We start from the raw sequence: 23041 nt of genomic DNA on the forward strand, positions 1-23041 counted from the left end.
TTTGGGTTCGGTCTGACCCCTGGTGGTCCTCCGACCCCCTGGGGTCCCCCCAGCCCTCGGGGGGCAAGGGGGGGGGGGGGTGGCCAATGGGGGGCCGGGGGACCCCCCACCACTCGTCTGAAGCCGGCCGCCCCACGGGCTCATCCGGGCCGCGGGGCCAGCAGGCTGTGCAGACAGGTGACCAGGCTGCGGGCCTGGACGTTGAGGTAGTGGCTGTGTCGGAGCAGGGTGCTGAGCTGGTGCAGCGTCACCCAGCGGTACTCCGGTTCCTCCAGGAGGCCGGCCTCGCCGTCGGCCTCGACGACGAGGTAGCGGTTGAGGGCGTGGTGGAAACGACCGCCCTCTTCGGACAACAGGCTGGTGAACCTGATCCGTTCCGGCCGGGCCGACAGCACATGGTCCAGGAAGCGGGGCCGGGCCGGGCCGGGCAGCACCTCGTAGCTCTCCGGGACGCACTGGACGGTGGGGGAGAGCTCGACTCCGTCCACGTAACCGGGCTCGACGCCGGCTCGCATCAGGACGTGGAGCGCGCCGTCGATCTCCTTCACCAGGACGGCGATCAGACCGGTCCCGTGCGGCTCGATCATGGGCTGGGACCAACCGGCGACCTCGCGCGTGCCGGCCGAGACCTCCACCCCGATCACCGAGAAGAAACGGCCGCTGGCGTGGGAGATCCGCTCCGGCGAACTGTCCCACCCGCTCATTTCTCCCAGTGGCACTGGGCGGGTGGTGAGGGCGCCCTGGGCGCGGTGCTCGGTGATCCAGCTCAGGAGCTCGGTCATGCTGTGCGCAGTGCCCGAATCCCCGGCGCACGAGCGGACGAGGGCGTCCCGGAAGCCGTCGCTGGTGTTCAGGGCACCTTCGAGAGTGCCGCCGGCCAGAGGGAGGCAGGACAGCGCCGTGCGGGTGTCCATGTTGACGATGTCCTCGACCGCCAGCAGACGGTGGATCTGACCGAGCGTCATCCAGCGGAAGCCCTCCTCGACGACGATCTCGTCGGTGACTTCGAGGACGGTGTTCCGGTTGCGCTTGCGGAAGAACCAGGCGCCTTGTTCCGACTGGAGCACATCGGCAATGACCTTGTGCCGGGCCCTCTCCTGGAAGTATTTCAGATAGGGGACCGCGCGCCCTTTGTGCAGCCGCAGGTAGTTGCTGCGCGTGGCCTGCACAGTGGGGGAGAGCTGCAGATGGTTCCTGTTCCCCGGTTCGACCTTGGCCTGCATGAGGAAGTGCAGCACCCCGCCGAACTCCTTGGCCAGCAGACCGAGAACACCGACCTCGGGTTGATGGATGATCGGCTGCTGCCAGTGGGGCACCGGACCGGAGGGAAAGCGGACGTCCAGTCCGTCGACGGAGAAGAAGCCGCCGCTGCGATGCCGCAGCGCTCCCGTGCGCGGGTCCCGTCCCCAGTCCCGCAGGCCGTCGAGCTCCACACGGTCGACGCGGAGACCGGATCGCTCGCGGGCGGCGGCGAACCACGAGGTGAACGAGTCCGGCTGATGGACCCTGCTTTCCTCGGTGAGGGCAGACCTCAGGAGCCGGTCCGTAAGTCGCCGGGAATCGGGTGGTGACGGGGGTGACGGGGCAAATCGATTCACCAGAGTTCCTTTGCGCCGGAAGGACAAAACCGTGCCGGGTACTCAGCGGTCTTCCGCGTCAGCGGTGTCGAGAAGGGCGGACGCGCCGGTGACCTCGTGCGTTCCGGTGGAGGCGGGCCGTCGACCGCGCGCACGGCCCCAGTACAGTGCGGGCAGGCAGCAACGACCTCGAATTTTCCTGAATCGCACGCGCTGGAGCGGCCCTGAGGCCCGCTAGGCGGAATGCATGCGTCCAGATGGAGTCTGGAGACGGGTTCGACCATTCCTCGAGGACGAGCTCGGATGGTACGTGCATGACGACCCCCATGCGATGGTGTCCCGTCGGGCGCAGTCGCCGTCATACGACAGCGGAGCGTGAAGCGATGGGACGGCACAGTTGGTCCGCCCGGGGTGACCGCCCGGAGAGTGCACTTTCCGCCACGTCGAACCGCTCACCCTCACCAGCCGGCTCCGCGGCGGCGTCGGGCGCCGCCCGGCCGAGACGTGCGCCCGCGAAGTCACATCCGCCCGCACGTCGCCCGACACCGCCTGTGTCCGTGCCCGGCTACGAGCTCCGGTCGCGCTGAACATCAGCGGAAGATTTCCGTGAGTGGTTGATTCAAAATCGTAGCTCTACGCCTTGCACGATTATCCAGGGGCGGCGACCGTCTCCAACGTGTGACCCCCTGACCAGGGGCCGCGGAACATGGCGTGAAATGTACATCGGACGAGGATGAGTGAACCTTGTCCTGTCGAAGTGGAAGGGTTAATCTAGACTAAAGGGAGAGGCAAACTCTTGCAAAGGCGCTACGTCATTGACGGGGGACATGAAATGGACTTCCGTATGCTTGGGCCATTAGAAATACTCGATGGTCAGCACAATGTTGTACCCACCGCACCCAAGCCGCGTCAGGTAATTGCCCTTCTGCTGATGCGGAGAAATACCCTGGTACAGACGTCGGAACTCATTGATGAGCTGTGGGAGAGCGCCCCTCCCACGAGTGCGATGACGACACTCCAGACGTACATCTACAAGCTCCGCAAAATCCTGACGGCGCGTAATTCGGAGGAAATCCTCTTCACTCGGCCCGGGGGATACACGCTGGCCATCCCCGACGTCTGTACCGACCTCCACCGATTCGAAGTGGAAGCCGAAGAAGGCAAGTTGTTGCTGCGGAACGGGGACCCTGCGGGAGCGGCCGAGGTGCTCCAGCGGTCCCTGGCGCTCTGGCGGGGCTCCGCGCTGGTCGATGTCGTGCCCGGTGGCCTGCTGTCCTCCTACGTGACGCGGCTGGAAGAGCTCCGGGAACGCACCCTCGACCTGCGGATCGAGGCCGATCTCCAGCTGGGGCGCCATCAGGAACTGATCAGCGAGCTGAAGTCGCTCGTGCTCAGCCGCCCCCTGCACGAGAACGTGCACGCCTCGCTGATGATCGCGCTCCACCGCTCCGGCCGGCGACACGAGGCGCTGGAGGTCTACCAGGTGCTGCGGCGCAGCATGATCGACAACCTCGGTCTCGAGCCGGGGCAGGAGCTCCGGACCCTCCACCAGGCACTGCTGTCGGAGGCCACCGTCGGGGCACCGTACGAGCAACGCCGACGGCCCGTCCTGATCGAGCCCCACCGGAGCGCCGCCGCACGTTCCGTGACCGAGGAGACGGCCGCGACCGCGGGGACCGCCGCGGCCCCGGTGCCCCGCCCCGCCGCCCCGCACGCCCCCGTCCCCGCACAACTCCCCGCCGACCTCACCGACTTCACCGGACGCGAGTCGTTCGTCCAGCAGGCCCTCACCGTCATGGCCCGGAACGAGCAGAGCGCCCACCCCCGCACCGCGACCGCCGTCGCGGTCATCAGCGGTATGCCCGGAGTGGGGAAGACCGCGCTCGCGGTCCACATGTCCCACACCGTCCGACCGCTCTTCGAGGACGGACAGCTCTACGCGGATCTGTGCGCTTCCATGGGTACGGGCCGGGACCCCGCGGAAGTGCTCCATGGATTCCTGCGCGTTCTGGGGATCGCGGAATCCGAGATCCCCACCGACCTGGAGGAACGATCGAAGCTGTTCCGATCCACCACGGTCGGCCGGCGGCTGCTGATACTGCTGGACGACGCGTCGTCGCTGGCCGACGTGCGCCCGCTGCTCCCCGGCGATCCGCACTGCGCCGTCGTCATCACCAGCCGCAGGCGCTTGCACGGTCTGGGCGGTGCCTGGAACATCAACCTCGACGCCATGGACAGCACGGAGGGCAGCGAATTGCTCTCCCGCATCATAGGAACCGCCCGGGTCGAGCGGGAGATTCACGCCGCCCGTCAACTGGTCGCGACCGTCGGTGGTCTCCCCCTGGCAGTGCGATGCCTCGGGGGCCGCCTCAGCGGCAGCCCGGGACTCACCCTGTCGAGCCTGGTCCAGCAACTGGCCTGTTCCGAGAAGCTGCTGGACGAGCTGCGCCTGGGAGAACTCGACGTACGGTCCCGGTACGACTTCAGCTATGAGGGGCTCGGCCGTGTGGAGCGGAGCGTCTTCCGGCTGCTGAGCATCCTCCCGCGGGAGCAGTTCACCGCGGAGTCAGTCGTCGAACTCCTCGGCAGCGACAGCCGTACCGTGGAGCGCCTGCTCCAGAGCTTCGTCGACAGTCACCTGATCGACATCGTGCGGTGGGAGAATGACTCGGCCCACTACGCGTTGCCCGGACTGACCCGGGTGTATGCCCGTGAGCGGCTGCTGGACACCCTCTCGCGTGACGAACTGTGGCACGAGAGGGGAGGAGCGCCGGTGGGGGAACCGGTGGGTGTCACGCCTCCGGGAAGGTGAGAGCCTCGCCGCGAGCTTCGCGGTTCCGCAAGCCCCGTCCTCACGCCAGACTGTCCCGCCAGGCCCGGTGCAGATCCGCGAACCGGCCCGTGCCGGCGATCAGTTCGGCCGGCGTGCCGTCCTCCACGATCCCGCCGTGCTCCATCACCAGCACCCGGTCGGCGATCTCCACGGTCGAGAGCCGGTGCGCGATCACGACCGCCGTACGGCCCTTCAGGACCGTCGCCATCGCCCGCTGCACCGCCCGCTCACCGGGGATGTCCAGCGAGCTGGTCGCCTCGTCCAGGATCAGCACCGCCGGGTCGGCGAGCAACGCGCGCGCGAACGCCACGAGCTGCCGTTGCCCGGCGGAGATGCGGCCGCCCCGCTTGCGGACGTCGGTGTCGTAGCCGTCGGGCAGCGCGGCGATGAAGTCGTGGGCGCCGATCGCCTTCGCGGCCCCCTCGATCTCCTCCCGGGTCGCCTCCGGACGGCCGATGGCGATGTTCTCGGCGACCGTGCCGGAGAACAGGAACGCCTCCTGCGTCACCATCACCACCCCGCGCCGCAGTTCGGGTACGGCGAGATCGCGCAGGTCGGTGCCGTCCAGCAGGACCCGGCCGTCGGAGGGGTCGTAGAACCGGGCGAGCAGCTTGGCCAGCGTCGACTTGCCCGCGCCGGTCGAGCCCACGACGGCGACCGTCTGCCCGGCCGGGATCGTCAGGTCGAAGCGGGGCAGCACCTCGCCGCCGGTGCGGTAGCCGAAGCGGACCCCGTCGAAGACGACCTCGCGGCCGGGGTGCTCCGACTCCAGGGGCGGCAGCTCCTTCGGCGCGGTCGGCTCGGGCACGGACGGCGTCTGGGCCAGCAGTCCGGCGATCTTCTCCAGCGAGGCCGCCGCCGACTGGTAGGAGTTCAGGAACATGCCGAGCCGGTCGATCGGGTCGTACAGCCGCCGCAGGTACAGCACCGCCGCCGCCAGCACACCGAGGGCCAGCGTGCCGTCCGCGACACGGTAGGCGCCCCACAGCACGATCCCCGCGACGGCCGTGTTGGCGACCAGCCGCGAACCGACGACATAGCGGGCCATCTCCAGCAGCGCGTTGCCGTTGGTCCGCTCGTGGCGCCGGTTCAGTTCGGCGAAGTCGGCGTCGTTGGCGTCCTCGCGGCGGAAGGCGCGCACCGGCCGGATGCCGTTCATCGTCTCCACGAACTTCACGATCACCGCCGCGATCGCCGTGGACCGCTCCCGGTACACCCGCCCCGCGCGCCGCTGGTACACCCGCACCAGCCCGTACAGCGGCACGAACGACGCCACCGCGACCGCGCCCAGGCCGAGGTCCAGCCAGAGCAGCAGCGCCGCGATGTAGACGAAGGAGAGGACGACCGTCACCAGCTCCTGCAGACCCTCGTCGAGCAGTTCGCGCAGCGACTCCACGTCCGTGGTCGAGCGGGAGATGAGCCGGCCCGAGGTGTAGCGCTCGTGGAAGTCGACGCTCAGCGCCTGCGCGTGCCGGAAGATCCGGCCCCGCAGGTCCAGCAGCACGTCCTGGCTGACGCGGGCCGCGGCGGCGACGAACGCGTACTGCAGCGCGCCCGCGGCCAGCGAGCAGAGCAGATAGCCGGCGCCCACCGCGAGCAGCGGACCGTGGTCGTCGTCCCGGAGCGCCGGCACGGCACGGTCGATGGCGTACGCCACCAGCAGCGGGCCCGCCTGCACCGCCGCCTGCTGGAGCAGCAGAAGGAAGGTGGTGAGGGCGACGCGGGCCTTCATGGGCGCCAGCAGGGAACGCAGCAGGACGGCGGTCGCGCCCGGCGGACTGGGCAGGACGTCCCGGTCGAACAGGTCGTCGGCCGCGCGGGTCCCCGCCTCGGCCGGGCCCCTGCCGTCCCCGTCCTCCGGTTGCTCCCTGTCCGGCGCGGTGGCCGTGGGCGCGGTCATCGGCGGTCCCCTTTCCGGGATCCGTCGGGATCCTCGTGCCCGTCGAGCCCGGACATCAGATGGGCGTACTCGGCGCTCGTGCGCAGCAGCTCCTGGTGGGTGCCGACGGCGGAGATACGGCCGCCGGAGAGCAGCGCCACGCGGTCGGCGAGCAGCACCGTGGACGGGCGGTGCGCCACGATCAGGGCGGTGGTGTCCGCGAGGACCTGCCGCAGTGCGGCCTCCACGGCGGCCTCCGTGTGCACGTCCAGCGCGGACAGCGGGTCGTCCAGGACGAGGAACCTCGGTGTGCCGACCACCGCCCGGGCGAGCGCGAGGCGCTGCCGCTGGCCGCCGGACAGGCTGAGGCCCTGCTCGCCGACCTGGGTGCCGGTGCCCTGGGGCAGGGCGTGCGCGAAGTCGGCCTGCGCGACGGCGAGCGCCCGCCCCAGCTCCTCGTCACCGGCGGCGTCACTGGCTCCCATCAGCACGTTCTCGCCGACGGTCGCCGAGAACAGCGTGGGCTCCTCGAAGGCCACGGCGACCATGGAGCGCAGCTCCTCGCGGGGCAGGGCGGCGATGTCCTCGCCGTCCAGGGTGATCCGTCCGGAGGTCACCTCGTGCAGGCGGGGGACGAGCGCGGTCAGCGTCGTCTTGCCACTGCCGGTGGCCCCGACCAGGGCCATGGACTCGCCGGGGCGGATGTGCAGGTCCACGTCGTCGAGGAGGGGTGGGGAGTCGTGGGGTGCGTCGGGGTAACGGAACCGGACGTTCTCGAACCGCAGACCTCCGCCTGCCGCCGCTGCGGGCAGTCGTGCCGCGGGCCCGTGCGAACCCCCTGCTTCCTCAACCTCCGCGTCCATCACCTCGAAGTACCGGTCCGTAGCCGTCGCCGCCTCCTGACTCATCGCCAGCAGGAAGCCGATCGACTCGACGGGCCACCGCAGGGCCAGCGCCGTGGACAGGAACGCCACCAGCGTCCCCGCCGACAGCGACCCGTCCGCCACCTGCACCGTGCCCACCACCAGCGCGGCCCCGATCGCCACCTCCGGCAGCGTCACGATGACCGCCCAGATGGCCGCCAGCAGCCGCGCCTTGCGCAGCTCGGTCCCCCGCAGCGTGTGCGACAGCTCGTGGAAGGCCCGTGCCTGGCTGCGGTGCCGGCCGAACCCCTTGATGATCCGGATGCCGAGGACGCTCTCCTCGACGACGGTCGTCAGGTCCCCGACCTGGTCCTGCGCGCGCCGCGCCACCGCGGAGTACTTCTTCTCGAAGACCGCACAGGTGATCATCACGGGGATGGCGGGCCCGAGGATCACCAGCCCCAGCGTCCAGTCCTGCACCAGCATGATGCCCACGCCGACAAGGATCGTCACGCCGTTGACCAGCAGGAACGTCAGCGGGAAGGCGAGGAACATGCGCAGCAGCATCAAATCCGTCGTCCCGCGCGACAGCAGCTGCCCCGAGGCCCACCGGTCGTGGAAGGCCACCGGCAGCCGTTGCAGATGCCGGTACAGATCCGCCCGCATCCCCGCCTCGACCCCCGCCAGCGGCCGGGCCACCAGCCACCGCCGCAGCCCGAACAGCAGCGCCTCCGCCAGCCCGAGGAGGAGCAGGTACAGCGCCCCGAGCCACACGCCCGCCGGGTCCCGGTCGGCGACCGGTCCGTCCACCATCCACTTCAGGACGAGCGGGATCACCAGCCCCACACAGGAGGCGACGATCGCCACGCCCGCGGCGGTCGCCAACCGCGCCCGCACGGGCCGGACATAGGGCCACAGCCGCAGCAGGGCGCGCACGGTGGACCGGTCCTCGGTGGGGGCCTCGGCGGAGTCGGGTGTAGTGGGCATCAGCAGCGAGCCTACGGTTCACCATTGACACTGCCCACCGGGTTTTCGAGCTCACGGGGGGTCGTACGGGGGCATCGTGCGGCATCCCCGGCTGAACCGGCCCGCCGCCGTAGTCCGGGGCTCACCCCACCTTCAGCAGCAGCACCGCCGGAGCCGGCACCGTGATCTCCGCCCCCGCCGGATGCGTCCCGCCCGGTGCGTCCGCCTGGTGTTCCCGGCTGGTGTCGACGACCACCTCGTACCGCTCCGCCCACGGCGGCCCCGGCAGCGCGAAGGAGACCGGCCGGTCGCCCGCGTGCAGGACGGCCAGGAAGCTGTCGTCGACGATCGGGGCGCCGCGCTCGTCGCGGCCCGGGATGTCCCGTCCGGAGAGGTACATGCCGAGCGTGGCGGCGGGGGCATACCAGTCCCGTTCCGTCATCTCCGTGCCCCGGGCGGTGAACCAGGCCAGGTCGCGCAGGCCGTCCGCGGAGTGCGCCCGGCCGGAGAAGAACGCCCGGCGGCGCAGTACCGGGTGCTGGTGGCGCAGCGCGATCAGCCGGGAGGTCAGCTCGAACAGGGGGCGCCACTGAGGGTCGTCCAGCAGGCTCCAGTCGACCCAGCTGATCTCGTTGTCCTGGCAGTAGGCGTTGTTGCCGCCGCGCTGGGTGCGGCCCAGCTCGTCGCCCGCGACCAGCATCGGCACGCCGGTCGACAGCAGGAGGGTGGTCAGCAGGTTGCGGAGCTGGCGGCGCCTGAGCGCCCGTACGTCCTCGTCGTCGGTCTCTCCCTCCGCGCCGCAGTTCCAGGACCGGTTGTCGTCGGTGCCGTCGCGGTTGCCCTCGCCGTTGGCCTCGTTGTGCTTGCGCTCGTAACTCACCACGTCCCGGAGCGTGAAGCCGTCGTGGGCGGTGACGAAGTTGACCGAGGCGTACGGCCGCCGCCCGCCCCACGCGTACAGGTCGCTGGAGCCCGACAGGCGGTAGCCCATCTCCCGGACGTCCGGGAGGGCGTGCCGCCAGAAGTCCCGTACGGCGTTGCGGTAGCGGTCGTTCCACTCGGTCCACAGGGGCGGGAACGCGCCCACCTGGTAGCCGCCCGAGCCGACGTCCCACGGCTCGGCGATCAGCTTCACCCGCCGCAGCACCGGGTCCTGCGCGATCACCGCGAGGAACGGGGAGAGCATGTCGACGTCGTGCATCGAGCGGGCCAGCGCCGCCGCCAGGTCGAAGCGGAAGCCGTCCACGCCCATCTCCGTCACCCAGTAGCGCAGCGAGTCGGTGATCAGGCGCAGGACGTGCGGCTGGACGACGTGCAGGGTGTTGCCGCAGCCGGTGTAGTCGGCGTACCGGCGGGCGTCGGCCTGGAGGCGGTAGTAGCCGCGGTTGTCGATGCCCTTCAGGGAGAGCATCGGGCCCAGCTCGCCCGCCTCCGCCGTGTGGTTGTAGACCACGTCGAGGATGACCTCGATGCCCGCCTCGTGCAGCGCGCGCACCATCCGCTTGAACTCGCCGACCTGCTCACCGATGGTGCCGGAGGCCGCGTAGGCCGCGTGGGGGGCGAAGTAGCCGATCGAGTTGTAGCCCCAGTAGTTCTTCAGGCCGCGGTCGAGGAGGTGGCTCTCGTGCGCGAACTGGTGCACCGGCAGCAGCTCCACCGCCGTCACGCCCAGCCGCGTCAGGTGCTCGATCGCCGCCGGATGCGCCAGACCGGCGTACGTGCCGCGCAGCTCCTCGGGGATGCCGGGGTGCAGCTTGGTGAAGCCGCGCACGTGCAACTCGTAGATGACCGAGTCCGCCCACGGCGTCTTCGGCCGCCGGTCGTACGTCCATTCGTCGTCGGGGCCGCCGTCGTGGACGACGACGCCCTTCGGGACGTACGGCGCCGAGTCGCGGCCGTCGCGCACGGTGTCCGCCACATGCTGCTCGGGCCAGTCGCGGACGTGCCCGTACACCTCGGGCGGCAGGGAGAAGTCGCCGTCCACCGCGCGCGCGTACGGGTCGAGCAGCAGCTTCGCCGGATTCCAGCGGGCGCCGGTCCACGGGTCCCAGCGGCCGTGCACCCGGAAGCCGTAGCGCTGCCCGGGCCCCACGCCCGGCACGAAGCCGTGCCAGATCTCGTGCGTCAGCTCGGTCAGCCGCACCCGGCGCTCCCTGGCACCGGGGCCCGGCCCGTCGAACAGGCACAGCTCCACCGCCTCCGCCCCACCCGCCCACAGCGCGAAATTCGTCCCCGCCACCTGGTCCGGCCCGGTCCGGAACCGGGCGCCCAGCGGCACCGGTGTGCCCGGCCAGGCCGGCACGGCGGGCGGCGACGCGGCACGCCGCGCGCCGTTCACCACGCCGGCCGGGTGCCCGTCCTCGGCGGCCGGCTTCCCGGCCACCGCCTCCTGCTCGGCTGCGCTGGACACCTGTCAGCCTCCTGCGGCTCGTGGAACGACTGCCAGAGACGGGAAGACGGGAAAAGGGCGCGCGGTGTCCCGACCGCTGCTCCCCGTCGCGTCGTCCTTCCCCACTGTTCTGCCCACCGCATGGCTCGCACTCACGTTTCCCCAGCGCGGACCGGTCGTTACGGGTGGATGTGAGGCACGTACATGGGCGCGCACGGCGCGCGGCGACCGCTCTGGCCGCCGTACTGACATGGGCAGGACTGCTGGCCGGGGCCGCCGGATGCACCTCGGACGGCGGTGGCGTCGGCGGCGGCATCGGCGGGGTGTTCGGCAAACCCCCCGCAGCCGAGGACGTCATCCGCATCACCCCGGACGACGGCAGCAAGGCCGTCCGGCCCCAGGAGAAGAAGCTGTCGGTGCGGGTGCCCGACGGCCGGCTGGAGTCGGTGAAGGTCGTCAAGTCGCAGGACGCGCAGGAGACCCCGGTCTCCGGCCGGATCTCCGACGACGGCCTGCGCTGGGAACCCGACGACGACCGGCTGGCGCTCGCCGCGAAGTACACGGTCGACGCCGTCGCCCTGGACGGCCAGGGGCGCCGCTCGGCCCGGCACACCACCTTCACCACCTACGTCCCCGAGGAGCGCTTCATCGGGTACGTCGCTCCCGAGAACCGCTCGGTCGTCGGCACCGGCATGATCGTTTCGCTGGAGTTCAACCGGGAGATCACCGACCGCGCCGCCGTCGAACGCGCCGTCTCGGTGACCGCGAAGCCCGCCACCGAGATCCGCCCCCACTGGTTCGGCAAGGACCGCCTCGACTTCCGCCCCGAGCACTACTGGAAGCCCGGCACCAAGGTCACCGTGGACCTGCACCTGCGGGACGTCGAAGGCGCGCCCGGGGTGTACGGACTCCAGCACAAGACGTTCTCCTTCACCGTCGGCCGCAGCCAGGTCTCCCTCGTCGACGCGGCCAAACGGACCATGCAGGTGCGCCGGGACGGCACGCTGCTGACCACCGTGCCGATCACGGCGGGGGCGCCGAAGACCCCCACCTACAACGGCAAGATGGTGATCACCGAGATGCTCGACGTCACCCGCATGAACAGCCGCACGGTCGGCTTCGGCGGCGAGTACGACATCCCCGACGTCCCGCACGCCATCCGTTTGACCAGCTCCGGCACCTTCCTGCACGGCAACTACTGGGCACCGGAGGACACCTTCGGCCGGGCCAACGTCAGTCACGGCTGCGTGGGTCTGCGCGACGTCAAGGGCGGCGGTTCCGACACCCCGGCGGGCTGGTTCTTCGACCGCAGTCTGATCGGCGACGTCGTCGAGGTGGTCCACAGCAAGGACAAGAAGGTCGCTCCCGACAACGGGCTCGGTGGCTGGAACATGAACTGGAAGAAGTGGAAAGCGGGCAGTGCGGTGAAGTGACGCCGGGGTGCTTCCGGCGCCCGGCCGCCAACTCGGTACGGAACGGTGACAATTCCTCTGTCCCCTACGCCCCTGGCCTGCGGTTACGATGCGCCGGTGCGCGCGGGCGCACCGGGGCGCGGGCCGGACCAGGCCCGGCGAGGGGAGACAAGTTGAACGTGCGTCCGATATCGGGGGCGTCGCCGGTGGGCAGCCGGGGGCGGGGCGGCAAGGGACGCGGCAGGACGCTGCCGGCGCTGGCACTGGGCGTGCTGCTCACGCTGACCGCGTGCGGTGGGGGAGGGTCAGGGTCGGGAGCCGGCACCGGGGGCGACGGCGGCAAGAACGCCAAGGACTCCACCGCGGCACAGAGCAAGCAGTCCGAGGCCGTCGTCAGCATCGCCCCGAAGAACGGGGCCAAGGCCGTCGACACCAGCGGCGAACTCAAGGTCGCCGCCACGAAGGGCAAGCTCACGGAGGTCCTGGTCAAGGACGCCGAGGGCGCGAAGGTCGACGGGAAGATATCCGGGGACGGCGCCACCTGGACGCCGTCCACCCACCTGGCCGGCGCCACCACGTACACCGTGCACGCGGTCGCCAAGGACTCCGAGGGCCGCACGGCCGCCGAGGACTCCCGCTTCACCACCCTGACGCCGAAGAACACCTTCATCGGCACCTTCACGCCGGAGGACGGCTCGAAGGTCGGCGTCGGCATGCCGTTCTCGCTCCGCTTCACCCGGGGCATCACCAACCCCGAGGACGTCGAGAAGGCCATCCGCGTCAAGACCGAGCCGGCCGTCGAGGTCGAGGGCCACTGGTTCGGCAACGACCGCCTCGACTTCCGCCCGGAGAAGTACTGGAAGGCCGGCACCAAGGTCACCGTCGACCTCAACCTCGACGGCGTCGAGGGCCGCGACGGGGTCTACGGCGAGCAGGCCAAGACCGTCTCCTTCACCGTCGGCCGCAGCCAGGTCTCCGTCGTCGACGCCAAGAAGCTCACGATGAAGGTGGTGCGGGACGGCAAGACCGTCAAGACCATCCCCATCACCACCGGCGCTCCCGGCTACGAGACCTGGAACGGCCAGATGGTCATCACCGAGCGGCTCCCGGTGACCCGGATGAACGGCGAGACGGTCGGCTACGGCGGCGAGTACGACATCAAGGACGTCCCGCACGCCATGCGCCTGTCCACGTCCGGCACCTTCATCCACGGCAACTACTGGGGCGGCGACGCCTTCGGCAACCGCAACTCCAGCCACGGCTGCATAGGTCTGCGCGACGTGCGCGGCGGCTGGGACGAGAAGGCGCCGGGCGCCTGGTTCTTCGAGAACTCGCTCATCGGCGACGTGGTCGTGGTGAAGAACTCCAACGACGCGACCATCGCCCCGGACAACGGCCTGAACGGCTGGAACATGTCCTGGGAGAAGTGGAAGGCCTGAGCCCTCCGGTGAGAGTCCGGCTACGGCCCCGGTGTCCGTCCTCGATGTGAGGTACGGCACCGGGGCCGATGCCGTTAATAGTCGTTAACCTGCTGGGCATGACCGTACATCTGGAAGTCGCCGAAGGCATTGGCACGCTGCGCCTGGACCGCCCGCCCATGAACGCGCTGGACATCGCCACCCAGGACCGGCTCAAGGAACTCGCCGAGGAGGCCACGCGCCGCGACGACGTGCGCGCCGTGGTCATCTACGGCGGCGAGAAGGTGTTCGCGGCGGGCGCGGACATCAAGGAGATGCAGGTGATGGACCACGCGGCGATGATCGTGCGCGCCCGCGCCCTGCAGGACTCCTTCACGGCGGTGGCCCGCATCCCCAAGCCCGTGGTCGCGGCGGTCACCGGATACGCCCTCGGCGGCGGCTGCGAACTCGCGCTCTGCGCCGACTTCCGCATCGCCGGGGAGAACGCCAAGCTCGGCCAGCCCGAGATCCTGCTCGGCCTGATCCCCGGCGCGGGCGGCACTCAGCGGCTGTCCCGGCTGGTCGGCCCCTCCAAGGCCAAGGACCTCATTTTCACCGGCCGCCAGGTGAAGGCCGACGAGGCGCTCGCGATCGGCCTCGTGGACCGCGTGGTGCCGGCCGCCGAGGTGTACGAGCAGGCGCACGCCTGGGCGGCGCGGCTCGCGAAGGGCCCCGCCATCGCGCTGCGCGCGGCGAAGGAGGCGATCGACACGGGTCTGGAGACGGACATCGAGACCGGCCTCGCCGTCGAACGGAACTGGTTCGCGGGTCTGTTCGCCACCGAGGACCGCGAACGCGGGATGCGCAGCTTCGTAGAGGAGGGCCCCGGGAAGGCGAAGTTCCTCTGAAGGCGGTCGGGAGCGCGCGCAGTTGACGCGGTGTCTGATTCCGGGTCCCTCGATGGGGCGGTTTATGGCAGCCTTAACGCACCATTAAGCGCGTCTTGTCGAGGGAGTCCGCCGCTTGTCTCCGGCCGAGTCGTCCGCGCAGGTCAGTGGGGCTGTTTCCGGCTCCGAACTGCCCGCGGCATATGCCGATCGACCCCTGTCGAGCCAGGGCTCCGCACGGGCGTATTCCCCGGGAACGGCCACGGAGCCTCCCGGGGACGGCCATGATGGGGGCATGGCGGGGCTGGAGGGTACGGAACAGCCGCGGGGAGCCGGACGGGCGACCGCGGCGCGCTGGTCGCCGGCGGTCGAGGACGAACGCGCGCTCAAGGTGCTGGAGTTGTTCGGAAACCCGACGGAGCGCGAGGTTCCGTTACCGTCCCGCCCCGAGTCCGCCGCCACCGCCCGCCGGCTGGCCCAGGTCGTGGCCCTGCGCCAGTGGAAACTCGGCCCAAAGGTCACGGAGGACACCGTCCTGCTCGTCTCCGAGCTGGTGGGCAACGCCGTACGCCACACCGGTGCCCGTATCTTCGGCCTCCACATGCGCCGCCGCCCCGGCTGGATCCGCGTCGAGGTCCGCGACCCCTCCCGGGGACTGCCGTGTCTGATGCCGGTGCAGGAGACGGACATCAGCGGGCGCGGCCTCTTCCTCGTCGACAAGCTGTCCGACCGGTGGGGCGTCGATCTGCTGCCACGCGGCAAGACGACCTGGTTCGAGATGCGGGTCGTGGACCGCTGAGTCCCCATCTGCCCCTGAAAGCAACCCTGTTCGGCGGACACGCCACCTACGGGTGAAGATCCGCGGCCCGGCGCCGCGGAGCCGGGATCGTACCCGCATGATCACCACTCGTCTGCGGCGCCGGGCCGCTGCCGCCGTCCTGTCCCTCTCCGCCGTCCTCGTCACCTCGGCCGCCACCGTCCCCGGAGCGGCGGCCCCGACGACGGCTCCGGCCAAGGCCGCCCCCGCCTGCCCCCAGTTCGACGACAAGGTCAAGGCAGCCGCCGACCCTGACGTCGACGTCGACCGCATCACGCCCGAGCCGGTCTGGCGCACCACGTGCGGCACCCTCTACCGCAGCGACAGCCGGGGCCCCCAGGTCGTCTTCGAAGAGGGCTTCCACGCCAAGGACGTCAAGACCGGCCAGTACGACATCGAGAAGTACGTACTGGTCAACCAGCCCTCGCCGTACGTCTCGACGACCTACGACCACGACCTCTACAAGACCTGGTACAAGTCCGGATACAACTACTACATCGACGCCCCCGGCGGCATCGACGTCAACAAGACCATCGGCGACACCCACAAGTGGGCCGACCAGGTCGAGGTCGCCTTCCCCGGCGGCATCCAGCGGCAGTACGTCATCGGCGTCTGCCCGGTCGACCGGCAGACCAAGACCGAGATCATGAGCGAGTGCGAGAGCAACCCGCACTACAAGCCCTGGCACTGACGGCCCCGGCCCGGGGCAGGCCCTGACTCACGGCCCGAGGAACTCAGGGCCGGAGGAACAGCGACTCCGACCCCACCGCCCGGTAACCCGCCGCCTGGAACGCCCGCAGACTGCGGGCGTTCCCCGCCGACACCTGGGCCCACACCGGCTCGCCCCCGGCCAGCTGCCGCGCCGCCGTCACCAGGCGCCGCCCCAGCCCCCGGTGCCGTACCCCCTCCGCCACCTCCTCCGCGGCCTCCAGCCGCCCGGCGACCCCGCGGCCCAGCACGAGCACGCCGCCGTCCGCCGCCCACACCCGCACGTCATCGCGCCGCCGACGGGCCGAGACCACCCGGGGATGCCCGGGGTCGGCGACCTCCGTGAGCGCGAGCTCCGGCCGGCCCTGGAGCGGAGCACCGGTCAGCAGCACGTCGATCGTGTCGGTGGTCCGTCCCGTGCGCTCCATGAAGGCGGTCAGGAACCGCGTGTTCATCGTGGCGGCGAGGGGGTCGCAGCCGAGCCCGTCCAGCGTCTTGCGCACCCACCGCGGGTCCTCGTCCGTGAAGACGACCGAGTGCGCCGTGAACGCGATCACCCCCGCGTCCCGGGGACCGTGCTGCGGGACGACGGTCGTATCGCCGTCCGGCGCCGGGAAGACGCCCCGCGCCGCCGCGTCCAGAATGTCCCGCAGGCTCTCCGCCACACCGCGCTCCTTGAGTCTCCACCCACTGGAAGGCCCAGACTCACACACATGATCGACGACGGCACCGGACTCATGACCATCGGCGAACTGGCGCGGACCACCGGACTCACGGTGCGCACCATCCGCTACTGGTCCGACGAGGGCGCCCTGCCCCCGGTGACCCGCTCCGCGGGCGGCTACCGGCTCTACGACGCCGCCTCCGTCGCCCGCCTGGAGCTGATCCGCACCCTGCGCGAACTCGGCCTCGGCCTGGACGCCGTACGCCGCGTCCTGGCCGGCGAGACGACGGTCGCGCAGGTCGCGGCGGCGCACGTGAGCGCCCTGGACGCACAGATCCGGGCGCTCAGGGTGACCCGTGCGGTGCTGTCGACCGTGGCACGACGCGGCTCGACCGCAGAGGAGACGACCCTGATGAACAAACTGGCGCGACTGTCCGCCGCCGAACGACGGCGCATCATCGAGGACTTCATGACGGAGGTCTTCGCGGGCGTCGACACCGCCGATCCCGACATCCGCACCCGCCTGCGCTTCGCCGCGGCCGACCTGCCGGACGATCCCACCCCCGAGCAGGTGGACGCCTGGGTGGAGCTGGCCGAGCTGATCCAGGACCCGGAGTTCCGGGCGACGATGCGCCGGATGATCGAGTTCAACGCGGCCGACCGGGGACCGGACGTACCCGCCGGCTCCTCCATGTGGTTCGTGAGCCGCCTGGTGCAGGTCGCGGGCGACGCGCTGAAGGAGGGCGTCGCGCCGGACTCGCCGCGGGCCGCCGACATCCTGCGCGCGCTGATCGGCGACGCCGACCCGGCCGTCGTACGGGAGCGCCTCACGGCGGTGACGAACGTCCGCCTCGTCCGCTATCGGGAGCTCTCCGCGATCGTGAACGGCGTGGAGCCCCCGTCCGCCTACGAGGAGCAGTTCGGGTGGGTGGTCGCCGCACTGGGTGCCCGCACGGGCAGCTAATCTGACCTGCGTCAGAAGGTCGGAATGACCCATGCACGAGATGAGGGGCGGATCGGTGGCGGACATCGAGGAAGCACGCAAGCAGTTCGAGCGGATCGACACGGACGGGGACGGGTTCATTACCGCCGCCGAGTTCAAGACCGCGCTGGCCCAGGGCGGCGACTGGAACGTCACCGAGTCGGTGGCCGAGGCGATCATCGCCGGCCGTGACCTCGACAGGGACAAGCTGCTGTCGTTCGACGAGTTCTGGGCGCACCTCAACAAGTGACGACGCCGTGAGAGGCGCCCGTCCCGTCACTCCCGGAGGGCGCCTCCACGTGGAATAGCCCGTCACGGCCGGAGGTTGGAGCTGATCAGGCGCGAGCCGCCGGCTCCGCACGACACGACCTCCGAAAGGCCGGGCGAGTCAGCATCATGAAGATCGGCATCATCGGCGCGGGCAACATCGGCGGCAACCTCACCCGGCGGCTGACCGCCCTCGGGCACGACGTCTCGGTCGCGAACTCCCGCGGCCCGCACACGCTCACCGCACTGGCCGAGGAGACCGGCGCCACCCCGGTGCCGGTCGAGGAGGCGGCGCGCGGCGCCGGGATCGTGGTCGTCACCGTCCCGCTGAAGGCGGTCCCCGACCTGCCGTCCGGCGTCCTCGACGGGGCGGCCGACGACGTGGCGGTCATCGACACGAACAACTACTACCCGCGGGAGCGCGACGGGCGGATCGCCGCCATCGAGGACGAGGGCCTCACCGAGAGCCGCTGGATCGAACGCCACCTCGGCCACCAGGTGGTCAAGGCCTTCAACGGCACCTACGCCCAGGACATCCTGGAGCGCCCGCGCCCGGCCGGCGCCCCGGACCGCATGGCCCTCCCGATCGCCGGCGACGACGAGGCGGCCAAGGCCAAGGTCAGGTCCCTGATCGACGAACTCGGCTTCGACACCGTCGACACCGGCGGCATCGACGACTCCTGGCGCCAGCAGCCCGACACCCCGGTCTACGGCCTGCGCGCGGGCGTCGAGGACGTCACCAAGGCACTGACGGAGGCCACGCCGGAGCGTCCGGCGGGGTTCAAGGGCTAGGGCAGGTCCCGCCGGACACGACCTAGGCGCCGTCGGCCCACTTCTTCAGTGCCGCCTTGCTCGCGAAGTCCGCCACGTTGGTGTCGACCGGGTCGTCGGTGTACTGGTGGAAGCGCCAGTCGGCCTGGATGCGGGGCTTGCCGGCCGACACGTAGTCGGCGATCCACAGGCCCTCGCCCGCGTACGAGGTGGTGTCCACGTTCAGCCAGTAGTTCCTGTTCGCATAGAGGATCACCCGGTTGTCCGGCCGCAGCGCCTTCACCTTCCGGATGAAGCTGTCCTTCTCCGCGTTGCTCGCATGGGTGCCCTCGCCGGTCGTCTCCCAGTCGACGGCGAGGATGTCACCGGCCCGGTCGGGGGCCTTGGAGACGAAGTACTCGGCCTGGGCGGTGAGGTTGCCCGGCCACAGGAAGTGGTAGAAGCCGACGACGAGTCCGGCGTCGCGGGCTCGCTTCGTCTGGGCCGCGAGTTTCGGGTTGACGTACGAACGGCCTTCCGTCGCCTTCACGAAGACGAAGGAGAGGCCGTCCGTGTCGTAGGTGGAGGACTGGTACGCGCTGACATCGATGCCGCGCAGCATGGAGCCTCCCTGAGGGGCTGTGGGGGGACGGGAGTTGGTTATTCCCCACGATGGCACGGGTGATCCCCGCCGGAAGCGGAAACGGCGACTTCCGGCCTCAGGTTCCTGGCGACCGGTCTCCGCACCGGCCCGAAGCCCGACCGTAAGAAGACCCGAAGCCCTTCCGAAGGTCTGTGCCGCACAGTGGACGAGTGCTAGGGCAAGGGGCTCTGGGCAAGGGCTCGGACCAGCGGCGCGCACAGGGCGTGAGAGGGACACGGATGGACGAACAAGACGACCGGCTGCGGCTGGTGATCCTCGTCGGCGCGGCCAGGGACGACCGGTTCGGCCTCGCCGCGGCCGAGTGGCTCGGGGCTCGCGCCCGTTCGCGCCAGGACTTCGAGGTCGACGTCATAGATCTCGCCACGGCCTGGCTGCCGGACCTCATGGCCGCCGATCCCAGCGCTCCGCTGCCCTCCGCGGTCCGCGACCTCTCCCCGTGGCTGGCCGCCGCGGACGCCTTCGCCGTCGTGACGCAGGAGTACCGCTTCGGCTATCCGGCGTCGCTGAAGAACGCGATCGACTGGTACGACACGGAATGGCGGGCCAAGCCCGTCGGCTTCGTGTGCTACGGCGGCGCGTCCGGCGGGCTGTGCGCCGTCGGCCAGCTCCGCCAGGTGTTCGCCGAGTCCCACGCGGTGACGCTGCCGGAAACCGTCAGCTTCCACCACTACCAGGAGCGGTGGGGCGGCCATGGACAGTTCCTCGACACCGAGGACTGTCGGCGCGACGCCGTCGCCATGCTCGACCGGCTCGTCTGGTGGGCGCGCGCGCTGAGCCGGGCCCGTCGCAGCGAGCCGTACGACCATCCGAACCTCGCGTGTGCCGACGACTGACGTGAGGACACGGTGAGGACATCGTGAGGACGACGTGAGGAGTGACACGGACATGGACATCACCTGGTTCCGGCGGTTCGGCGAGCCGGTGCCGACGGCTCCCCGGCTGATCTGTCTCCCGCACGCGGGCGGTTCGGCAAGCAGCTACGCACCGCTGTCGCGGAAGCTGTCCGGGGCGCTGGACGTCCTGGCGGTGCAGTACCCGGCCCGGCAGGACCGGCGGGCCGAACCCGCGGCGGACGGCATCCTCGACCTCGCCGCCCGGATAGCGGACCGGCTCGCCGCCGTGGCCGACGACCGGCCCTACGCGCTCTTCGGCCACAGCATGGGCGCACTCGTCGCCTACGAGACCGCGCGGATCCTGCAGAGCAGTGGCACGCCGCTGCCCGCCCGCCTCTTCCTTTCCGGACGCGGTGCGCCCGGCCCGACTCCCGACCGAAACGACCGGCTCCAGGACGACGCGGAGATACTCGCCGCGGTCCGGAACCTGGGGGGCACCGACGCCGCCGTTCTGGACGATCCGGAACTGGTCGACATGGTGCTGCCCGCGCTGCGGGCGGACTACGGGGCCCTGGCCTCGTACCGCTGGCAGGACGGTCCCGTGCTCAACATCCCCCTCACCGTGCTCGTCGGTGACGCCGACCCGGTCGCACCGGTCGAGTCGACCGCGGGCTGGGCCGGGCAGACGGACCGGGACAACGAAGTCCTGGTCCTGTCCGGGGGGCACTTTTATCTGAGCGAGCGGCTGGACGAGGTGAGCACGGTCGTGCTCAGCCGCTTGACCGCAGTTACAGGGGGTAGCAGTGGAATTCCGGGTTCTGGGCCCATTGGAGGCATGGCAAGGGGAACGTCAACCGGCCCTGGGGGGCCACAAGCAGCGGGCCGTGCTGGGTCTGTTGCTCCTGCGGGCGAACCGGGTGGTGGCGACCAGCGAACTGCTGGGCGCGCTCTGGCCTGACGAGACACGGCCCGCCACCGCCCGCAAGATCGTGCAGAACGCGGTGTGGGCGCTGCGCGCCCTGTTCACCGAGGCCGTCGAGGACGGCCGCGGTTCCCATCCCGAACTCGTCACGCAGGCGCCCGGTTACCTGCTGCGGATCGATCCGGAAAGCGTCGACCTGCACCGTTTCAACCGCCGGGTGGCCGAGGGACGCGTAGCGCTGGCCACCGGCCGGCCGGGCGACGCCGCCCGGCTGCTCGGTGCGGCGCTGGAGGAATGGCACGGCCCGGCGCTCGCCGACCTCGCCGAGGCCGGGACCGACTGGCCGGAGCTGACCGCGCTGGCCCAGCTGCGGCTGGACGTCATGGAGGACCGCTTCGAGGCGGAGCTGCGCAGCGGCCATCACCACTCCGTCCTCTCCCAGCTCGTCTCCCTCGCCGAGGAGGAGCCGCTGCGGGAGCGCCTGTGCGGCCAGCTGATTCTGGCTCTGTACCGCTGCGGGCGGCAGGCGGAGGCGCTCGACGTCTTCAGCCGGGTGCGTCGCGCGCTGGTCGAGGAGCACGGCCTCGAACCGTCCCGCGAACTCCAGTCGCTCCAGCAGGACATCCTCGCCCATGCCCCGTCGCTGGCCGCGCCCCCGGTGTCCGAGGCCGAGGGCCCGGCGGCCCCCCCGTGGACTGGGCCGCCGGAGACGGTACCCGCGGTTTCGTACGCCGGTCCGGCGGCGCCCACGGACGGTCCGGCGAGGATCCCGCCGCCGGAGCCGGCGCGGGCGGCTCACCGGGTGCCGGCGGCGGTGCCCGCCGGGCCGCCGCTCGGCAGCCGTGCCCTGCGTTCCGAACACCGGCCGGTGGTCGTCCTGCTCCTCAGCGCCGGCAGCCCGGACGTTCCGGGTGCCTTCGCGGCCGACGACGGGACGCGTTCGTCCCAGGTGTTGTACGACGCCGTGACCGCCATCACCGAGTGCGTCGAGGAACTCGGCGGCGAAGTCGCCGGGTCGCTGGGCCGGATCTCGATGGCGGTGTTCGGCCTGCGCACGACGCGGGCGGACGCCTCGCGTGCCGCGGTGCGTGCCGCGGTGGCGCTGTGCGCCCGGCTGAGCCAGGTGCCCGGCCCGACCTGGCACGCCGTCGTGTCGGCCGGCGAGGCCCTGGTACGCCGTGACCCGGATGACGCCTCCAGCCCCGTCATGGTCGTGGGGCGCCTCGTCGACGAGGCGCGGGCCCTGCTGGCCCACGTGCCGCCCGGTGACATCCACCTGAGTGCCGAGGCGGCGGCCGACACCGCCGACCTGGTCCGGCTCACGCCGACCGGGCGCGCGGACGTGCGCGCGGTGGCCGGGCTCCGGTCGGCACGCGGCGTGGACGTGCTGCCCGACCCGTCCGGCGGCTTCGAGGCCGAACTGGGCATCCTGCGCAGCCTGCTGGAGCGGGCCCGGCGCCAGGACGCTCCGCACCTGGTGACCATCCTGGGCGACCCTGGTGTGGGCAAGACCCGGTTCCTGGCCGACTTCGTCCGGGACATCCAGGGCGAGGCGGTACGGGTGGTGCGGGTACGCGGCGGTGACGCGGCCGGGTGGACGGTGTGCGACGTGCTCCGCGCGTGCTGCGGGCTCGCTGTCTCCGACACTATGGACAGCCGGCTCGACGAGGTCGTACGGCGGGTCGCGGGGCGCGGCGAGACCGCGGAACGGCTCTTGAGGCGGCTCGGTCCGGGCCACGAGCACACGGGTTCCGACCCGCATGGTGCGGGCGGCGCCGGCCAGGCGTCGGGCGCCAAGGCGCTCGAAGCCTGGTGCGATCTCCTGGTGCTGCTCGCCCGGGAACAGCCGCTGGTGCTGTGCGTGGACGACCTGCATGCTGCCGATCAGGAGGTCCTGGGCCTGGTCGAACGCCTCGCTTCGCTGCCGCAGGACGTGCCGCTGTTCATCCTGGCGAGCGCGCGGCCCGGCGGACTGCGCGACCGGCGGCCCTTCTGGGGCAGCGGTCTGCGGCACAGCGGGACGCTCACTCTGGAGCGGCTGCCCGGCACGGGTCCCGAACACCCGCTGGGCCCGGGCCGGGCACGCGAGCCGGCCGCTCGCGAGGTGACCGGCGGGCGTTGGGGCGACATGCCGCGGGCCCGCTGAGACGGGCCCGCTGAGACGGGGCACCGGCGCGCAGGCGTTCCCGGTACGCCGGTCGGGGCCGGGTGCGTCGGCCGGCCGAGGACGA

Annotated in this window: 17 protein-coding genes and 1 pseudogene; 12 read left to right on the plus strand and 6 right to left on the minus strand. The window is 71.1% G+C overall.

Annotated features, from left to right (window positions below; genetic code table 11):
- Window positions 1–140: 140 nt before the first annotated feature.
- A complete protein-coding gene (locus tag ACFCZF_RS14035; protein WP_376671882.1) occupies window positions 141–1601 on the minus strand; it encodes an NDP-hexose 2,3-dehydratase family protein in 1461 nt (486 codons plus the stop codon).
- An 820-nt stretch (window positions 1602–2421) separates the two neighbouring features.
- Between ACFCZF_RS14035 and ACFCZF_RS14040 the strand changes: the two genes are divergently transcribed.
- Window positions 2422–4389 (plus strand): BTAD domain-containing putative transcriptional regulator, encoded by a 1968-nt coding sequence (locus ACFCZF_RS14040; RefSeq protein WP_376671852.1) that lies wholly within the window; start codon window positions 2422–2424, stop codon window positions 4387–4389.
- A gap of 40 nt (window positions 4390–4429) precedes the next feature.
- Here ACFCZF_RS14040 and ACFCZF_RS14045 read toward each other — a convergent pair whose 3' ends face one another.
- The 3 genes from ACFCZF_RS14045 to glgX all read right to left on the minus strand — a co-directional run bounded on the left by ACFCZF_RS14045 (window position 4430) and on the right by glgX (window position 10528).
- A complete protein-coding gene (locus ACFCZF_RS14045; protein WP_376671853.1) occupies window positions 4430–6310 on the minus strand; it encodes an ABC transporter ATP-binding protein in 1881 nt (626 codons plus the stop codon).
- Window positions 6307–8139 carry an ABC transporter ATP-binding protein gene (locus ACFCZF_RS14050; RefSeq protein WP_376671854.1) on the minus strand — a complete coding sequence of 611 codons (1833 nt, stop codon included), beginning with the start codon at window positions 8137–8139 and terminating at the stop codon, window positions 6307–6309. The genes ACFCZF_RS14045 and ACFCZF_RS14050 overlap by 4 nt, the downstream gene beginning before the upstream one ends.
- 121 nt (window positions 8140–8260) lie before the next feature.
- The gene (gene glgX / locus ACFCZF_RS14055; RefSeq protein ID WP_376671855.1) at window positions 8261–10528 is read right to left on the minus strand and encodes a glycogen debranching protein GlgX; all 2268 of its coding nucleotides are present in this window, start codon (window positions 10526–10528) and stop codon (window positions 8261–8263) included.
- A gap of 170 nt (window positions 10529–10698) precedes the next feature.
- On the opposite strand from glgX, the gene ACFCZF_RS14060 reads away from it, so the two are divergent.
- The 5 genes from ACFCZF_RS14060 to ACFCZF_RS14080 all read left to right on the plus strand — a co-directional run bounded on the left by ACFCZF_RS14060 (window position 10699) and on the right by ACFCZF_RS14080 (window position 15711).
- Window positions 10699–11940, plus strand: a complete 1242-nt coding sequence (locus ACFCZF_RS14060) for an Ig-like domain-containing protein (RefSeq protein WP_376671856.1) — start codon at window positions 10699–10701, stop codon at window positions 11938–11940.
- Between the two features lie 152 nt (window positions 11941–12092).
- Window positions 12093–13358, plus strand: a complete 1266-nt coding sequence (locus tag ACFCZF_RS14065) for an Ig-like domain-containing protein (RefSeq protein WP_376671857.1) — start codon at window positions 12093–12095, stop codon at window positions 13356–13358.
- Window positions 13359–13456: 98 nt separating this feature from the next.
- Window positions 13457–14224, plus strand: coding sequence for an enoyl-CoA hydratase/isomerase family protein (locus ACFCZF_RS14070; protein WP_376671858.1), 768 nt, complete (start codon window positions 13457–13459; stop codon window positions 14222–14224).
- A gap of 274 nt (window positions 14225–14498) precedes the next feature.
- On the plus strand, window positions 14499–15002 hold the full coding sequence (locus ACFCZF_RS14075; protein ID WP_376671859.1) for an ATP-binding protein: 504 nt from the start codon (window positions 14499–14501) through the stop codon (window positions 15000–15002).
- Between the two features lie 97 nt (window positions 15003–15099).
- The gene (locus ACFCZF_RS14080; RefSeq protein ID WP_376671860.1) at window positions 15100–15711 is read left to right on the plus strand and encodes an ADP-ribosyltransferase; all 612 of its coding nucleotides are present in this window, start codon (window positions 15100–15102) and stop codon (window positions 15709–15711) included.
- A gap of 43 nt (window positions 15712–15754) precedes the next feature.
- Here the strand turns inward: ACFCZF_RS14080 and ACFCZF_RS14085 are convergent, their stop codons facing one another.
- Entirely contained in the window at window positions 15755–16393 is a 639-nt protein-coding gene (locus ACFCZF_RS14085) for a GNAT family N-acetyltransferase (RefSeq protein WP_376671861.1), read from the minus strand.
- 48 nt (window positions 16394–16441) lie between these two features.
- Between ACFCZF_RS14085 and ACFCZF_RS14090 the strand changes: the two genes are divergently transcribed.
- The 3 genes and pseudogenes from ACFCZF_RS14090 to ACFCZF_RS14100 all read left to right on the plus strand — a co-directional run.
- Window positions 16442–17356, plus strand: coding sequence for a MerR family transcriptional regulator (locus ACFCZF_RS14090; RefSeq protein WP_376671862.1), 915 nt, complete (start codon window positions 16442–16444; stop codon window positions 17354–17356).
- 55 nt (window positions 17357–17411) lie between these two features.
- Complete coding sequence (locus ACFCZF_RS14095; protein ID WP_376671883.1) at window positions 17412–17624, plus strand: EF-hand domain-containing protein; 213 nt, start codon at window positions 17412–17414, stop codon at window positions 17622–17624.
- A 122-nt stretch (window positions 17625–17746) separates the two neighbouring features.
- Window positions 17747–18433, plus strand: a pseudogene (locus tag ACFCZF_RS14100) (NADPH-dependent F420 reductase); the annotation flags it as partial.
- Between the two features lie 22 nt (window positions 18434–18455).
- Here ACFCZF_RS14100 and ACFCZF_RS14105 read toward each other — a convergent pair.
- Window positions 18456–19013 carry a glycoside hydrolase family 25 protein gene (locus ACFCZF_RS14105; RefSeq protein ID WP_376671863.1) on the minus strand — a complete coding sequence of 186 codons (558 nt, stop codon included), beginning with the start codon at window positions 19011–19013 and terminating at the stop codon, window positions 18456–18458.
- Window positions 19014–19273: 260 nt separating this feature from the next.
- Here ACFCZF_RS14105 and ACFCZF_RS14110 point away from each other — a divergent pair, with 260 nt between their 5' ends.
- From ACFCZF_RS14110 to ACFCZF_RS14120, 3 genes are read left to right on the plus strand one after another with little or no spacing between them, the layout of a single operon-like run.
- Entirely contained in the window at window positions 19274–19888 is a 615-nt protein-coding gene (locus ACFCZF_RS14110; RefSeq protein WP_376671864.1) for an NADPH-dependent FMN reductase, read from the plus strand.
- Between the two features lie 52 nt (window positions 19889–19940).
- Window positions 19941–20846 (plus strand): thioesterase II family protein, encoded by a 906-nt coding sequence (locus ACFCZF_RS14115; protein ID WP_376671865.1) that lies wholly within the window; start codon window positions 19941–19943, stop codon window positions 20844–20846.
- Window positions 20773–22956: a BTAD domain-containing putative transcriptional regulator gene (locus ACFCZF_RS14120; RefSeq protein ID WP_376671866.1), complete on the plus strand. Its 2184-nt coding sequence runs from the start codon at window positions 20773–20775 to the stop codon at window positions 22954–22956. The genes ACFCZF_RS14115 and ACFCZF_RS14120 overlap by 74 nt, the downstream gene beginning before the upstream one ends.
- Window positions 22957–23041: the final 85 nt, after the last annotated feature.

The organism is Streptomyces sp. NPDC056296, assembly GCF_042268605.1.
GTDB lineage: Bacteria > Actinomycetota > Actinomycetes > Streptomycetales > Streptomycetaceae > Streptomyces.